We start from the raw sequence: 14,876 nt of genomic DNA, 5'->3' as shown, positions 1-14,876 counted from the left end.
GGCTAATCGATATCATGTTCGCTCTTACACCGGTTGAAGCCGAGGCTCTGCGATTAAGCCTGCGCGTGGCGTTGTGGAGCGTAGCGGGCAGTCTGCCGCTTGCGGTGCTGGCCGCCTTGCTTTTGGCGCGTGCGCATTTTCGTGGCAAGAGCCTTGTCGACGCGGCGCTGCACCTGCCGCTGGTGCTGCCGCCGGTGGTGGTCGGGTACATTCTGCTGATACTGCTGGGACGCCGCGGACCGCTTGGAGAAATGCTTGAAAATGTCTTCGGCATCGTCGTGGCATTCCGTTGGACCGGGGCCGCAATTGCCGCAGCGATTATGGGATTTCCGCTCATGGTGCGTGCAATCCGTCTATCGATGGAGGGAATTGACCGCGGGCTTGAAGCGGCTGCGGGCACCTTGGGCGCCGGTCGCGTTTGGATTTTTCTTACAGTGACTCTGCCGCTGGCGGTACCGGGCGTCATCACCGGTGTGCTGTTGTCGTTTGCGCGCAGCCTGGGCGAATTCGGCGCGACCATTACCTTCGTTTCCAACATACCGGGTGAAACACAGACATTGCCGCTTGCCATCTACACGTTTACCCAGATTCCGGGCGGCGATGCTCAAGCCCTGCGCTTGAGCGTTATCGCGGTCTTGCTTTCGATCGCCGCGCTGGTTGTTTCCGAGGCCATCGCTCGCAGGGCGGCCCAACGCGTTAAGGGCCATGACATTAAGTATTAACGTTGAGCGACGGCTCGGAAAATTTGAGCTGCAGGCGAGGTTTGACAGCGCCTCCGGGGTGACTGCTTTGTTCGGGCGCTCCGGCTCTGGCAAGAGCACGCTGGTCAACGTCATTGCCGGATTGGTGCGTCCCGACCGCGGCCGCGTCGAAATCAATGGTGAGCCGCTTTTCGACAGCGAGCGCGGGGTGGATATTCCGACCTCAAAACGGCGCATCGGCTACGTGTTCCAGGAAGGACGCCTGTTTCCGCATATGACAGTGCGGCAAAACCTGCTCTACGGGCGCTATTTCACGCCCGCGCATGAGCGTTATGTGGGTTTGGATCAGGTGATCGGGCTGTTGGGCCTGGAGCATTTGCTGCAACGCAGGCCCGCCGCGCTGTCGGGCGGAGAAAAACAGCGGGTCGCAATCGGGCGTGCGTTGCTCTCCAGCCCGCGCGTGTTGTTGATGGATGAACCGCTGGCTTCGCTGGACATTCACCGCAAAAGCGAAATTCTGCAGTACATTGAGAGCCTGCACGGTGAAGTTAAAATTCCCATCGTATATGTAAGCCACGCCATCGAGGAAGTCGTGCGGCTCGCCGAGACGATGGTGTTGCTCTCGGACGGCAAGGTGCTGGCCGCGGGCAAGTTGGAAGATATCATGAGCCGTCTGGACCTGCGGCCCATGGTCGGGCGGTACGAAGCGGGTGCGGTCATTGATACGCGGGTCACGGCATACGACGAAAAATTTGAATTGACCACGCTGAGTTTTAATGGCGGCGAACTCCGAGTCGCGCATCTCGATGCACTAGTGGGCGAACCTGTCCGCGTACGCATACGAGCTCGCGACGTCGCGCTGGCGCTGCATCCGCCGGCCGGAATCAGCATGCTCAACGTGCTGCGCGGCCGGCTGATCGAAATCGCGAGCGAAGATGGACCCGTTGCCGATGTCAGGGTTCAAGTCGGAGACGCATGGCTGGTGGCGCGTTTGACGCGTCGTTCCATTCATCAGCTGGGTCTCGAGCCGGGGCAGGAGGTTTATGCATTGATCAAAGCTATCGCTCTTGACCGCCACAGCTTCGGCTTTGCCTGACGGAGCGAAAAAAAGCAGCCGAAGCTGCTTTTTTTATCCGTTCAGGACACGGTTTTCTTCCGGCTGTATTTCTGGCGGAATCTTTCGACCCGACCCGCGGTATCGACGATTTTTTGCTTGCCGGTGTAGAACGGATGGCATACCGAACACACTTCAATGTGCAGCGGCCGCCCCAGCGTGGAGCGGGTTTTGAATTTACTGCCGCAGCTGCAGGTTACGGTAATTTCTTCGTATTTGGGGTGGATATCCGGTTTCATGGCTTGCTCCTTGCGGAACCTGATCAGGTTCCCGGATTTTGCGAAAGGCGCAAATTATGCGCGAAATCCATCTGTCGTGCAAGCCGGTGGAACCTCGGCAATTTACGACTAGCCTCTTTTCATTGAATCAAAGAAGTCCGCATTGTTCTTGGTCGAGCGTAATTTGTCGAGCAGGAATTCGGTCGCTTCCAAGTCATCCATCGGGTACAGCAGCTTGCGCAGAACCCAGATTTTTTGCAGCACATCGGATTTGATCAGCAATTCCTCCTTGCGCGTTCCGGAACGGTTGACGTTGATCGCCGGATAGATGCGCTTTTCGTGCATGCGCCGGTCGAGATGGATTTCCATATTGCCGGTGCCTTTGAATTCTTCGTAAATAACGTCATCCATTCGCGAGCCCGTGTCGATCAGCGCGGTCGCGAGAATGGTGAGGCTGCCGCCTTCCTCGATGTTGCGCGCCGCGCCGAAAAAGCGCTTCGGGCGCTGCAACGCGTTCGCGTCCACCCCGCCGGTCAAAACCTTGCCCGAGGCCGGTACCACGGTGTTGTACGCGCGCGCCAGGCGCGTGATCGAATCGAGCAGGATCACCACGTCTTTTTTATGTTCGATCAGGCGCTTTGCCTTTTCCAGCACCATTTCGGCCACCTGCACGTGGCGGGTGGCCGGCTCATCGAATGTAGAGGAAACCACTTCGCCTTTCACCGAACGCTGCATTTCAGTCACTTCCTCGGGCCGCTCGTCGATCAGCAGTACGATCAGCACCACCTCGGGGAAATTCGCGGCGATCGAGTGCGCGATGTGCTGCAGCATTACGGTCTTGCCGGCCTTGGGCGGCGAGACGATGAGCCCGCGCTGTCCCTTGCCGATCGGCGCAATGATGTCGATTACGCGGCCGGTGATGTTTTCTTCCGCCTTGATGTCGCGCTCCAGCACCAGCGGCGTGGACGGAAACAGCGGGGTAAGGTTTTCAAACAGGATTTTGTGCTTGGAATTCTCCGGCGGTTCGGAGTTGACTTTGTCCACCTTGACCAGCGCGAAATAACGCTCGCCGTCCTTCGGCGTGCGAATTTCCCCCTCGATTGAATCCCCGGTATGCAGGTTGAAGCGCCGAATCTGGCTGGGGCTGACATAAATGTCATCCGGCCCTGCAAGATAGGAAGTATCGGGAGAACGCAGGAAGCCGAAGCCGTCGGGAAGCACTTCCAGCGTGCCTTCGCCAAAAATGCTTTCGCCTTTGCGGGCCTGGTTCTTGAGCAGCGCGAAGATGAGTTCCTGCTTGCGCAGCCGGTTGGCGCCGTCGATTTCATTGGTGATGGCCATGTCCACCAGTTCGGTGACATGGAGATTTTTAAGTTCGGATAAATGCATGGCGGAAATTACTCAGTGAGGGTTAAAACGGAGATTCGGGAAATTAAAGAGAAGCGGAACGGCGCTTGCGCCCGCACCTTCATGATGCATTGGTTTGAATTCTGGAACCGGCTATCAAGAGGTGCTCAAGGCAAAGATTAATAGGTTTATAAATTGCTGTCAATGAATGTTGTCAACTGGGATTTGGACAATGCCCCGACTTTGGTCGCTTCGATGTTGCCGTTCTTGAATAGCATCAGCGTCGGTATGCCGCGGATGCCGTATTTCGGTGGCGTTGCCTGGTTCTCATCTATATTAAGCTTGGCAATTTTGAGTCGTCCCTGGTATTGCTGCGCCACTTCATCCAATATCGGCGCAATTGTTTTGCACGGACCGCACCATTCGGCCCAATAGTCTACCAGCACCGGCACGGGTGCCTGCAGCACCTCCGTCTCAAAAGTATCGTCGGTGACATGCTGTATATGACTACTCATGCAATCCTCATATTTAATGGGAATTCGGCGGCGGGAGAGGGCGGTGAATTGCCGCTTGAGGTATTATGCTAGCGAAAATTATACTTTTTGGGAAGTCACCCTTTTCTTGGCCGGAAATCTCTGCCGCGTCGTACCGCCGCTTGCGCCGTCAGTATTTGCACAACGTTCGACGTTTCGCGCCGCGCTCATCTCGTTCATTTCGATGCCGGCGACATCAGCGATTCGCAACGGGTTGCTGTGTATTGCCGCGACATTACTTTCCCCGTGCCGCCTTCATTGTTGTTTTTCCTGCTTTTCCTGTTGACCCCAAGTAGCCGCCGTTGTCACTAAACTCTAATGCAGGCTTCGCCCTCATGGCTGTAGGGATGTTAGCATGCCGATTTCTGATAAAATAATATTTAAAATATCTTTTGTAAAAGGGTTGCAGGAATGACATATGTTGTAACCGAGAGCTGCATCAAGTGCAAGTACACCGACTGCGTGGATGTCTGCCCGGTGGACTGCTTTCACGAAGGACCGAATTTTCTGGTGATAGACCCAAACGAATGCATCGATTGCACTCTATGCGTGGCGGAATGCCCGGTGGAAGCCATCTTTGCCGAGGACGACGTTCCGGAAAACCAGAAGCATTTTACCGAGCTCAATGCCGAGCTTTCCAAGGTCTGGAAAACGATTACTGAGAAGAAGCCCGCTCCGCCCGATGCCGATAAATGGAAGGATGTGAAAGAAAAACTTAGTTTGCTTGAGCGTTGAGCCGGCTGTTCAACAAATTTCACTCCATGTAGTTTCCCGCCCGCCGCGCGGCCGAGGTATGCGGCGCTTGCCGAAAAGCCGTTTATAGCGAATGAGCAACGCATTTCCCATTCTGCCGCGCGCCTCGCTCATGCAAGCCGTCGAGCAAGGCGCAACCTTAATCACTGCCAACGACAGGCTCGCGCGAGCAATCAAGCGTGAGTTCGACGCCGCGCAACAAAAGCGCGAAATTTCAGTCTGGCCCACGGCCGATGTCCTTGATTACATCGCTTTCCTGAAACGCGCATGGACTGAGCTTCCGCGTTTGGAGGTCGGAGCAATGCTGCTTTCAGAAGAACAGGAAATTGCGCTCTGGGAGCAGGTGATAACCGCTTCGGCGCAGGGAAGAATTCTCCTTAATCCGGAGGCAGCAGCGCGCCAGGCAAGCGACGCCTGGGCCAAACGCCACGCTTACCGCATTGATTTCGCGCGCTGCGCCGCGCTGCTTGATGAAGATTGCTTGGCTTTCCGCAGGTGGGCGGACGGGTACATTAAGATCTGCACCGAGCAAAACTGGCTTGACAACGCGCGTCTCCCCGATGCCATCATCGCCGCAGCCGGGAATCTCAAGCCGCGCGATATCGTGCTTTACGGTTTTGATGAGCCTTCGCCGCAGAAGCGGGATTTATTTGAAGCACTGGCCGTGGCAGGCGGCACGGTGAGTGAAGTGAAGGCGGAAGCGCGCGCCGCGCCCGCCATCCACACCGGCTACACTGATTCCGAAGCTGAGCTTTACGGCGTCGCTTCTCAGATTAAGCAATTGCTTGCTAATCAGCCGGAGATGCGCATCGGTGTCGTTGTTCCTGATCTCAAGCAGCACCGCTCAGACATCGTGCGCATCTTCGACGATGTGCTGCAGCCCGAGCGCGTGGTTTCATCTTCCCGCGCGCGCGCGCGCCCCTACAATATTTCATTGGGATTGGCGCTCGGCGATTACCCGCTGGTGGCAAGCGCAATTTTGATTCTGGAACTCGCGCGAGGCGAGATCGGGCTGGAACACTTGGGGTCGCTGTTGAGAAGTCCTTTTCTCGTTGCGGCAGAGCAGGAAATCACCTTGCGCGCGCGGCTCGATGCGGAATTGCGCAAAATGCGGCGGCCTGCGGTGACGCTCAGGATGCTCGCGCGCCAGATACACGTTTCACCGCAGCTTGCAACGCGGTTTGACGCCTGGATGAAGGTCGCCGGCGAAGCGAGGAAAGCCAAGCAGCCGCCTTCGGCATGGGGCAGCACATTCCAGCAGTTGCTCGCAGGGTTGGGTTGGCCGGGGGAGCGCACGCTTGATTCCGATGAACACCAAACTTTCAGGAAGTGGCGCGAAATCACACCCAAACTTTCCATGCTCGATGTCATCTTGCCTCGCTTGGAATATGACGAAGCGCTTAAAAATCTGAAGCGGCTGGCAGGGGCGCTGTTTCAGCCCAAATCTCCTGAAGTTCCAGTGCAGGTGCTGGAAGTGCTGGAATCAAACTCGCTCGAGTTTGATTTCTTGTTTGTCACCGGCCTTACCGACGAGGCGTGGCCGCAGCCGCCCAATCCCAATCCTTTTCTGCCGCTTTCGCTGCAGCGCAGGCTTAATGTGCCTTACGCCGGCGCAAACTGGCAGCTGGCGTTTGCGCGCCGCATGACCGATTACTGGCGCGGCTGCGCAAACCAAATCCGCTTTAGCTACCTTTTGCGGGACGGCGACCGCGAGCTAAGGCCGAGCCGACTGCTGGATGACGTGCCCGAAATGCAGGCGCCGGGGGCAAAAGCTGCGCTCTATCGCAGCGCCATCTTCGCTGCGCGCGCCATCGAGCCGCTCGCCGATTTCAAGGCGCCGCGGCTCCCCGCGGGAATCGAGGTCCAAGGCGGGGCGCAATTCTTCAAGAACCAGGCGGCGTGCCCATTCCGCGCTTTCGCAATTTACCGCCTTGGCGCCGAAGGCATGGAGGCCGGACACGCTGGGCTCGATGCGCTCGACCGCGGCAGCCTGATGCATTGGGCCGCAGAGAATCTTTGGAAGGAACTCAAAAACAGCAGGCAGCTGGCCGCAGCAAGCGATGAGGAATTGAAATTAGCGGCGGCACGGGCGGCAAAGGATGCCCTGGATCGCATGCGCAAAAGGCGCCCCGACGTGATGACGCCGGCTTTTACCGCGCTTGAACAGGAGCGCGTGACGATGCTGCTCATGCGCTTGCTGGAACTGGAAAGGAAGCGCGCGCCGTTTGAGCTGCTTGCGCGGGAGAAACCGCAGCAGGTTACGGTCGCCGGAGTCGAGGTCTCCACGCGGCCGGACCGCATGGACAAGCTCGAAGACGGCAGCCGCGTCATACTGGATTACAAGACCGGCAGAAAAGCCGGAGTCGGAAGCTGGATCGGCGAGCGGCCCGACGAGCCGCAGCTGCCGCTCTACACCGTAAGCGCAGGGCGCGACGATGTGGCAGCAGTGGCTTTCGTGCAGCTCCACGCGCAGGACGTGCTGTTCAAGGGACTCTCGCGCGACAAGGGAGTGCTGCCCGGGATTCAGACGCTTGGCGAAAACAGAAGCGCTACGCAGGATTGGTCAAGCTGGCAGGAAATGCTGGAAGGCTGGCGCCTCATGCTGGAAAATCTCGCGCGCGAATATCTCGATGGCCGGGCCGACGTTTCGCCGAAAGATTATCCGCAAACCTGCCGCGAATGCGACTTGGGCCCGTTGTGCCGGGTAAAGGAAATCATGGACCGCGGTCCGGTGGCTGACGCGGAAGAAAACGATGAATGAATCGCGCGCCGCCGCCGACGCGCGCGCCCGCGAGCGCGCGCTCGATGTCGCGCATTCGTTCATCGTGCAGGCCCCGGCGGGATCGGGCAAGACGGAACTCTTGATTCAGCGCTACCTGGCGCTGCTAGGGCGCGTGGAAGCGCCCGAGGAAATCATCGCTATTACGTTCACTCGAAAAGCTGCGACCGAAATGCGCAACCGCGTGCTTGCCGCCCTGGCATCGGCGGATAGCGCGGCGCCGCCCGAAAAACCCCATGAGAAAACCACCCGCGAGCTCGCAAAGGCGGTCGCCGCGCGCGATGCGGAAACGTCTTGGTCGCTCGCGCACAATCCTGGGCGGCTGCGAATTGAAACCATAGACTCGCTGTGCGCGTGGCTCACGCGCCACCTGCCTGTGCTGTCCGGCTTCGGCGCGCAGCCCGCAATCCTGGAAAAAGCCGAGGAACTTCACCTAGAAGCCGCGCAGCGCACGCTCGACGGGCTCGATTCGAAGGAACAATGGTCGGAGCTTGTGGCGCGTGTGCTGCGTCATCTCGACAATGATATGGACAAGGCGCGGGAACTGATCGCCGGCATGCTCAAGCGGCGCGACCAATGGCTGCGTCATGTCGCGGACCAGGCTTCGCCGCGCCTGGAGCAGGGGACGCTGGAAACCGCGCTCGCCGATGTAACCCGCGACGCGCTCGCAAGACTCGCAGAGCTCATGCCTCAGGACGCGCGGCCGGAACTTGTCGCGCTCGCCGCTTACGCCGCTGAAAATCTTGCCGCCGCAGGCAACGACGCGCCCATTGCCGCGTGCCGCGGAATGAAAAAACTTCCCGGAACGGCGCTTGAAGATCTTTCCCGCTGGCGCGGGATTGCAGCGCTTGTGCTCACCAGCGCCGGTGCACTGCGCTCGCGCATCACCGAAGATGAAGGCTTTCCCGCGCCGGCGAAAGCCAAAGGTCCGGAAAAACAAATGCGCGAGGATATGAAGCGGCGCCTCAGAGCTTTAATTGCGCTGCTTTCCGATCACCGCACCTTTATCGAGCTGCTGGATGAAACGCGCATCCTGCCGCCCGCTGCTTACACCGATGCTCAGTGGGAAATCGTGGATGCTCTGGCCGCGCTGCTCCCGGTTGCGGTGGCGCAGCTCGAAGTGCTGTTTCGCGAACGCGGCAAAGTGGATTTCACGCAGGTGGCGCAGGCCGCGGTACGCGCCTTGGGCGAGCCGGACAATCCCACCGATCTTGCGCTTGCGCTGGACTGCCGCATCCGCCACATCCTGGTGGATGAATTCCAGGACACGTCTTTCAGCCAGTTTGAATTGCTCGAACGCCTTACCGCGGGTTGGCAGGCGAACGACGGCCGTACTCTTTTTGTAGTGGGCGACCCGATGCAATCAATCTACCGCTTCCGCGAAGCCGAAGTGGGGCTGTATCTGCGCGCGCGGCGCGAAGGCATCGGCGCAATCAGGCTCGAGCCGCTGACGCTCGCGCTTAATTTCCGCTCGCAGCAAGGTATCGTCGACTGGGTAAACAAGACCTTCGCGACCGTGCTTCCCGATGAGGAAGATTTGGCGAGCGGCGCGGTGCCCTTCGTCGCTTCCGATGGCGTGCATCCCGCAACGGGGAAAGAAGCGGTGACGCTGCATCCCATGCTGGCAATGGACCGCGAAGCGGAAGCCGATCTGGTCTTAAATCTGGTGCAAGCCGCCCGCGCTGATGATCCGGAACGAACCACCGCAATTCTGGTGAGAAACCGCGCGCATCTTGCGCAAATCGCGCCGCGCCTCAAAGACGCGGGGCTCCGGTTTCAGGCCATCGAAATCGAGCAGCTCGGGCATCGCCCGGTGGTGCAGGATTTGCTCGCGCTCACCCGCGCGCTGGTTCACCCTGCGGATCGCATCGCGTGGCTTGCGTTGCTGCGCGCGCCGTGGTGCGGAATGACGCTCGCGGATCTGAATGCGCTCGCCGGCCACGACCATGATCGGACCGTCTGGGATCTTATGAACGACGGCGTCGCGATCGCGCGTTTATCCGAAGGCGGCCGCAAGCGCTTGACGCGTGTGCGCGATGAGCTCCGCGCGGCGCTCGCGCAGCGCAGGCGCGAGCCGCTCCGGCGCTGGATTGAAGGCGCGTGGCTTGCGCTGGGCGGTCCCGCGTGCGCTGAAGACGAAACGGACCTCGAGGATGCCGAAGTTTTCCTCAAGCTTGTCGAAGAGCTGGAACAGGGCGGCGATCTGCCCCAGATGGAAATGCTCGCCGAACGCGCCGCGGCGCTCTACGCGCTGCCGGATACCAGAGCGGATGCGCGGCTGCAGGTCATGACCATGCACAAGGCGAAAGGACTGCAGTTCGATACCGTGATTGTGCCCGGGTTGGGATACGCTCCACCGCGCAAAGAGCAGCGGTTATTGATCTGGCTCGAGCGGCCGCGCACGCACGCGGCATCCGACCTGCTGCTCGCGCCGATCAAGGAAGCGAGCGAGCGCACCGATGAGATTTACCGTTACCTCGACCGGATTGATGACGTGAAGGAGGCACATGAAGACGCGCGGCTCATCTATGTCGCGGCGACGCGCGCCAAAACGCGTCTGCATCTGATAGGCCAGGTGGATTGGAATGGAAAGAGCCTCAAGCCCAGATCGAATTCGCTGCTTGAGCGCCTGTGGCCCGTGGTGCAGGCTGATTTCGAAAAAGCGGCGCAGGCGCCTCAAACGGTTCGCACTGAGTCCGCCGAATTGCTTAAGCTGGAGCCCACTGCGGTAATCCGCCGCTTTGTACCCGATTGGCGGCTTCCGGCGCCGCCTGAAGGAATTGCATGGAAGCCGCGCGCTGAAATCGCGTACGAAGCGAAGAGTCCGCATGACGAAGTCGAATTTTCGTGGGCTTCCGAAACCGCGAAGCATGTGGGAACGGTGGTGCACCGCTGGCTGCAGGTGATCGGCGACGAAGAGCAAAAACAGAACTGGAACGGCGGCCGCATCGAGATGTTGCGCCCATCATTCAAATCCGAGCTTGAACGCCTGGGCGTGCCGCAAGAGGAAATCAACGCCGCGGTGGAGCGGGTTGGCGTGGCGCTGGTCCGAACTCTGGAGGACAAGCGCGGGCGCTGGCTGCTCGGCAGCAAGCGCGAAGCCCACAGCGAATGGCGGCTCACCGGCGTGCTCGAGGGCGAACTGGTGGATGTCAGGATTGACCGGACGTTTGTGGATGAGCAGGGCGCGCGTTGGATCGTGGATTATAAAGCCAGCACCCACGAAGGGGCCGACCTTGAAGCGTTCCTCGACCGCGAACAGGAGCGTTACCGGAAGCAGCTCGAGCAATACGCCGCCGTTATGAAACTGCTCGACAAGCGCGAAATCAAACTGGGACTTTATTTCCCGCTGCTGCAAGGCTGGCGGGAGTGGAAAACTGAACAAAAGGATCCCGAACCATGATTGATCTTTACTACTGGACCACGCCCAACGGGCATAAGATCACCATTTTCCTGGAAGAAGCGCGCGTCGCGTACACCATCAAGCCGGTGAACATTTCGATGGGCGACCAGTTCCATCCTGAGTTTCTCAAAATATCGCCCAACAACAGGATACCCGCCATCGTCGATCATGCGCCTCTTGATGACGGTCCGCCGCTGAGCGTGTTCGAGTCGGGCGCGATCCTGCAATATCTGGCGGAGAAGACCGGCAGGTTTTTGTCGCCGGATCTGCGCGTCCGTTTCGACACCCTGCAGTGGCTGTTCTGGCAGATGGCAAACCTTGGGCCGATGCTCGGCCAGAATCATCATTTCCTGACGTATGCGCCGGAGAAAATTCCCTACGCGATCGAACGCTACCTGAAAGAAGCCGAGCGGCTCTACGATGTGCTGAATACGCAGCTTGCCGGCCGCGAGTTCATTGCCGGCGATTACTCGATCGCGGACATGGCGGCATATCCCTGGACCGTGCCCCACAAGCGCCAGGGAATCGACCTGGATACGTTTCCCAATGTGAAGCGCTGGTTCGAAACGATCCGGGCGCGGCCCGCGGTGCAGCGCGCTTACCAGGTCGCCGAGAAAGTCAACACGTCCAACGTGATTACCGAAGAGTCCAGAAGGATTCTGTTCGGACAGGGTCGCAGGTCAAACATTTCCGGCGAACGTTCGTAGCTTTAAAATATAAAGTCTTCGCCCTCGATCGGAGAGCGTGAGACCGGGAGATGATCCATGAGTGCCGAAGTTGCATTGGTAACAGGTGTCGGTCCGGGTTTGGGCAGCGCTCTGGCGCGGCGCTTCGCGCGCGCCGGCATGAGCGTAACGGTGGCCGCCCGCCACGGGGAAAAGCTCAAGTCGCTCGTGGACGAACTCACGCGCCTGGGAGTGCGGGCGCGCAACTACGATTGCGACGTCGTCAGTGAAGAGTCGGTTGAAACGCTGTTCAGCCGGGTGCAGAAGGATTTCGGCGTTCCGCGCTTGGTGGTCTACAACGCAGGCGCGTTCCTCCGCAAAGGCATCCTGGAAACGACCGCCGAAGATTTCGAGCGTTGCTGGAAGGTGGGCTGCCTGGGCGGATTCTACGTGGGTCGCGCGGCGGCGCGGCTGATGCTTGGAAATCCCGTAGGCGGCGCGCCGGGCGGCACCATCATCTTCACCGGCGCCACCGCCAGCCTGCGCGGCAGCGCGATGTTCCACAATCTCGCCGTGGGCAAATTTGGCCTGCGGGCACTCGCCCAGAGCATGGCGCGCGAGCTCCAGCCCAGGGGTATTCACGTGGCTCACGTAGTCATTGACGGCCAGATCGCATCAGAGCGTCCGGGTGACCGCACAAATGAGCTCGGCCCGGATGCAGTGCTCGACCCCGCGGATATTGCGGAATCCTACTACCAGCTTTATCGCCAGAGGCGGAGCGCGTGGACGCTCGAACTCGATCTGCGGCCGTGGGCGGAGAAGTTTTAAGGCCGGGCGCCGCAATCCAGTTTGAATTTTATATCCCGCTGCTGAAAGGCTGGGGGAATGGACTATGAAGGAGGTGTGAAATGGCAATGTTTACAGGAAAAGTGGCGATTGTGACTGGAGGCAGCGCGGGAATCGGCAGGGCAACTGCAGTGGCATTTGCCCGCGAGGGCGCAAAAGTTGTGGTGGCGAGCCGCCGCGTCAAGGAAGGCGAGGAAACCGTCCGCCTTATCAGGGAGGCAGGCAGCGACGGCTTTTTTATCAAGACCGACGTAGCTAAAGCCGCCGAAGTCAAAACAATGGTGGAAAAAACCGTGGCAACCTACGGGCGGCTGGATTACGCGTTCAACAACGCGGGAGTAATCGAGCCAAAACCGGGGCCGCTGGTCGAGCAGACCGAGGAAACGTTTGCCCACGTCATTGATATCAACGTCAAGGGCGTGTGGCTATCGATGAAATACGAAATTCCTGAAATGCTCAAGCATGGAGGCGGCGCGATTGTGAACATGTCATCGGTCGCCGGCGTCGTCGCGTTTCCCGGGCTCGGAATTTATATCGCGAGCAAGCATGCGGTTATCGGGCTCACTAAGACGGCTGCGCTGGAATATTCGAAACTAGGCGTTCGCGTCAACGCGGTGAACCCCGCTGCCATTGAAACCGATATGCTGGCGCATGTCGCCAACAACCCGGAAGCCAAAGCGCAGATGGGCGCAATGCATCCCATAGGGCGAATCGGCACGGCGGAAGAAGTCGCTAATGCAGTGGTTTGGCTTTGCTCGGACAAGGCATCGTTCGTGACCGGCCATTCGCTTTTAGTCGATGGCGGGCTCACCGCCCAGTAGCGAAAAGCCGCTCCGCATCAAGCAACAACCGCTGAATTCGGCAAAGCTCTTTATCAGGGCGCGACGACAATACGGGCATCAAGCGTGGGCTTGACCTTGAGGGAGTTCGTGACAAGACAGGTTTCCTCCGCCTTCTTCAGGAGGCGGAGCGCGAGCTCTTCGCGCATCCCGGCTGGCACAGTGAGCGTGGCTCGGACAGCGAACTGCGTGAACTGGGTTACATGATCAGCTCGATCTAGCGTCCCCTCGACCTCGCAGGAAAGATGAGTCCACGCGAATTTCGAAGCGCGCGCGATGGCGCGAAACGTAAGCACAATGCAATCGGCCACGGCCGCGACCAGCAGCATTTCAGGGGACCAGCGATTTCCCGGGCCGCCGAACTGAGCCGGCGCGTTGATTGCCAGCGAAGGAAGCCCTTCGCCTTCGGCAGTCACGTCTCCTTCGGCCTGCGAGAAAGTCTTGACTTTATATATATGGGGAAGATCGGTCATAGCGTATCGCCTACCAGACGTGCTGCACTCATCGCTTGTTGTGGTTTAGTCATCGGACAGCAACATATTTTACCTTGTCACCATTCCTTTCTCATCCTCAGGGGAAAATTTTACTCGAGCTAGAACCGCGGCTAGTTTGCATCGGGCAACAGTCTTGCTTCCAGTCAGGCACAAACCAGTCGTTCACGCGCTCGACAACCGGCCGGTGAAATTAGGTCTATACTTTTCATTACTTAAAGGTGGCGGGAGTGGGTTATTTAAGGTTGCCGACCAGGCAAATTGAAGTAGTAAAAAATTCGCCTATGATCTCATTGTGTTTTCGCCCAACACAGATGTTTAGAGCCGCAAATGACTAATGCAATAGTCTTGCTCAGTGGGGGCATCGACTCTGCTGCATGTGCATTGTTACTTAAAGACCAAAAGAACTATGTGAGAGGACTATTTGTTGACTATGGTCAGGCGGCATCCGAACTGGAAAAATTGGCTGCAAAAAAAATAGCTGAATGGCTACAAATTGACCTTCACGAATTATGTGTTAAATCACACTTACAATTTTCTGCAGGCGAAATTATTGGCAGGAATGGGTTATTAGTCTCTGGGGCGCTCACATATGGTGATCTGAACACTGGTGTAATTGCCCTAGGAGTGCATGCGGGCACACCATACTACGATTGTTCCGAGAGGTTTGTCACTAGAATCAATGAGCTCGTACAGGAGTACACAAACGGGCGAATTTCTGTAATTGCACCTTTTTTGACGTGGATTAAAGCAGATGTTGTTCGATATTGTCGTGACCATGATTTACCATTAGGTAAGACATACAGTTGTGAGCGGGGACATAACCCGCCTTGTGGGGAGTGCAACTCATGTCGGGACCGGACAGCACTGAACTGTTAGCATCTAGAAGGGTGGTTCGTTATCGCGGACGAGAAGTGGTTCATACTCCTTTGATAGTTCCATCGTTCTCGAGTAAAGGATTTCCTGACGTCGAAAAAATCGTTAAGACGATGGAAGAAGCGATTACAGATTGTTTACTGGTGAGCGCATATGACATCTACTACGACTACGTCCCTTCCTCGATTACCTTTGCGGAGGTAGTATTCGTAGATAGTGGAGGCTACGAGTGTTCTAAGGATGCAGAACTCTCCGATCTAGGATATTTGGAGCATCATCCTCGGCCTTGGAGTCAGTCGCTTTACGAAGAT

General features: G+C 58.1%; 13 protein-coding genes. 9 read left to right on the top strand and 4 right to left on the bottom strand.

Translation table 11 applies throughout. The features are described 5' to 3' along the window. Positions 1 to 14 precede the first annotated feature (14 nt). Both modB and modC read left to right on the top strand, forming a co-directional pair. Complete coding sequence (gene modB / locus VLV32_02155; protein HUL40700.1) at positions 15 to 722, top strand: molybdate ABC transporter permease subunit; 708 nt, start codon at positions 15 to 17, stop codon at positions 720 to 722. After that, on the top strand, positions 706 to 1,797 hold the full coding sequence (gene modC / locus VLV32_02150) for a molybdenum ABC transporter ATP-binding protein (GenBank protein ID HUL40699.1): 1,092 nt from the start codon (positions 706 to 708) through the stop codon (positions 1,795 to 1,797). The genes modB and modC overlap by 17 nt, the downstream gene beginning before the upstream one ends. A gap of 41 nt (positions 1,798 to 1,838) precedes the next feature. Here the strand turns inward: modC and rpmE are convergent, their stop codons facing one another. From rpmE to trxA, 3 genes are all read right to left on the bottom strand, one after another. Further along, positions 1,839 to 2,054, bottom strand: a complete 216-nt coding sequence (gene rpmE / locus VLV32_02145) for a 50S ribosomal protein L31 (GenBank protein ID HUL40698.1) — start codon at positions 2,052 to 2,054, stop codon at positions 1,839 to 1,841. A 108-nt stretch (positions 2,055 to 2,162) separates the two neighbouring features. Then, on the bottom strand, positions 2,163 to 3,422 hold the full coding sequence (gene rho, locus VLV32_02140; GenBank protein HUL40697.1) for a transcription termination factor Rho: 1,260 nt from the start codon (positions 3,420 to 3,422) through the stop codon (positions 2,163 to 2,165). Positions 3,423 to 3,568: 146 nt separating this feature from the next. Next, positions 3,569 to 3,895, bottom strand: coding sequence for a thioredoxin TrxA (gene trxA, locus VLV32_02135; protein HUL40696.1), 327 nt, complete (start codon positions 3,893 to 3,895; stop codon positions 3,569 to 3,571). Positions 3,896 to 4,324: 429 nt separating this feature from the next. On the opposite strand from trxA, the gene fdxA reads away from it, so the two are divergent. The 6 genes from fdxA (at position 4,325) to VLV32_02105 (ending at position 13,180) form a co-directional block, all read left to right on the top strand. Continuing rightward, positions 4,325 to 4,648 carry a ferredoxin FdxA gene (gene fdxA / locus VLV32_02130; GenBank protein ID HUL40695.1) on the top strand — a complete coding sequence of 108 codons (324 nt, stop codon included), beginning with the start codon at positions 4,325 to 4,327 and terminating at the stop codon, positions 4,646 to 4,648. Positions 4,649 to 4,739: 91 nt separating this feature from the next. Further along, positions 4,740 to 7,427 (top strand): PD-(D/E)XK nuclease family protein, encoded by a 2,688-nt coding sequence (locus tag VLV32_02125; protein HUL40694.1) that lies wholly within the window; start codon positions 4,740 to 4,742, stop codon positions 7,425 to 7,427. Beyond that, a complete protein-coding gene (locus tag VLV32_02120; protein ID HUL40693.1) occupies positions 7,420 to 10,848 on the top strand; it encodes a UvrD-helicase domain-containing protein in 3,429 nt (1,142 codons plus the stop codon). Before VLV32_02125 ends, VLV32_02120 begins: the two co-directional genes overlap by 8 nt. Next, positions 10,845 to 11,555, top strand: coding sequence for a glutathione binding-like protein (locus VLV32_02115; GenBank protein HUL40692.1), 711 nt, complete (start codon positions 10,845 to 10,847; stop codon positions 11,553 to 11,555). Before VLV32_02120 ends, VLV32_02115 begins: the two co-directional genes overlap by 4 nt. A gap of 57 nt (positions 11,556 to 11,612) precedes the next feature. Next, positions 11,613 to 12,341, top strand: coding sequence for an SDR family NAD(P)-dependent oxidoreductase (locus VLV32_02110; protein ID HUL40691.1), 729 nt, complete (start codon positions 11,613 to 11,615; stop codon positions 12,339 to 12,341). 80 nt (positions 12,342 to 12,421) lie between these two features. Beyond that, entirely contained in the window at positions 12,422 to 13,180 is a 759-nt protein-coding gene (locus VLV32_02105; protein ID HUL40690.1) for an SDR family oxidoreductase, read from the top strand. A 53-nt stretch (positions 13,181 to 13,233) separates the two neighbouring features. Here VLV32_02105 and VLV32_02100 read toward each other — a convergent pair whose 3' ends face one another. Then, on the bottom strand, positions 13,234 to 13,671 hold the full coding sequence (locus VLV32_02100; GenBank protein HUL40689.1) for an OsmC family protein: 438 nt from the start codon (positions 13,669 to 13,671) through the stop codon (positions 13,234 to 13,236). A gap of 866 nt (positions 13,672 to 14,537) precedes the next feature. Between VLV32_02100 and VLV32_02095 the strand changes: the two genes are divergently transcribed. Beyond that, a partial coding sequence (locus tag VLV32_02095; protein ID HUL40688.1) for a hypothetical protein occupies positions 14,538 to 14,876 on the top strand: 339 nt, incomplete at its 3' end.

The organism is Burkholderiales bacterium (assembly GCA_035518095.1).
GTDB lineage: Bacteria > Pseudomonadota > Gammaproteobacteria > Burkholderiales > JAHFRG01 > JAHFRG01.
This window is presented reverse-complemented; position numbering and strand designations above follow the sequence as displayed.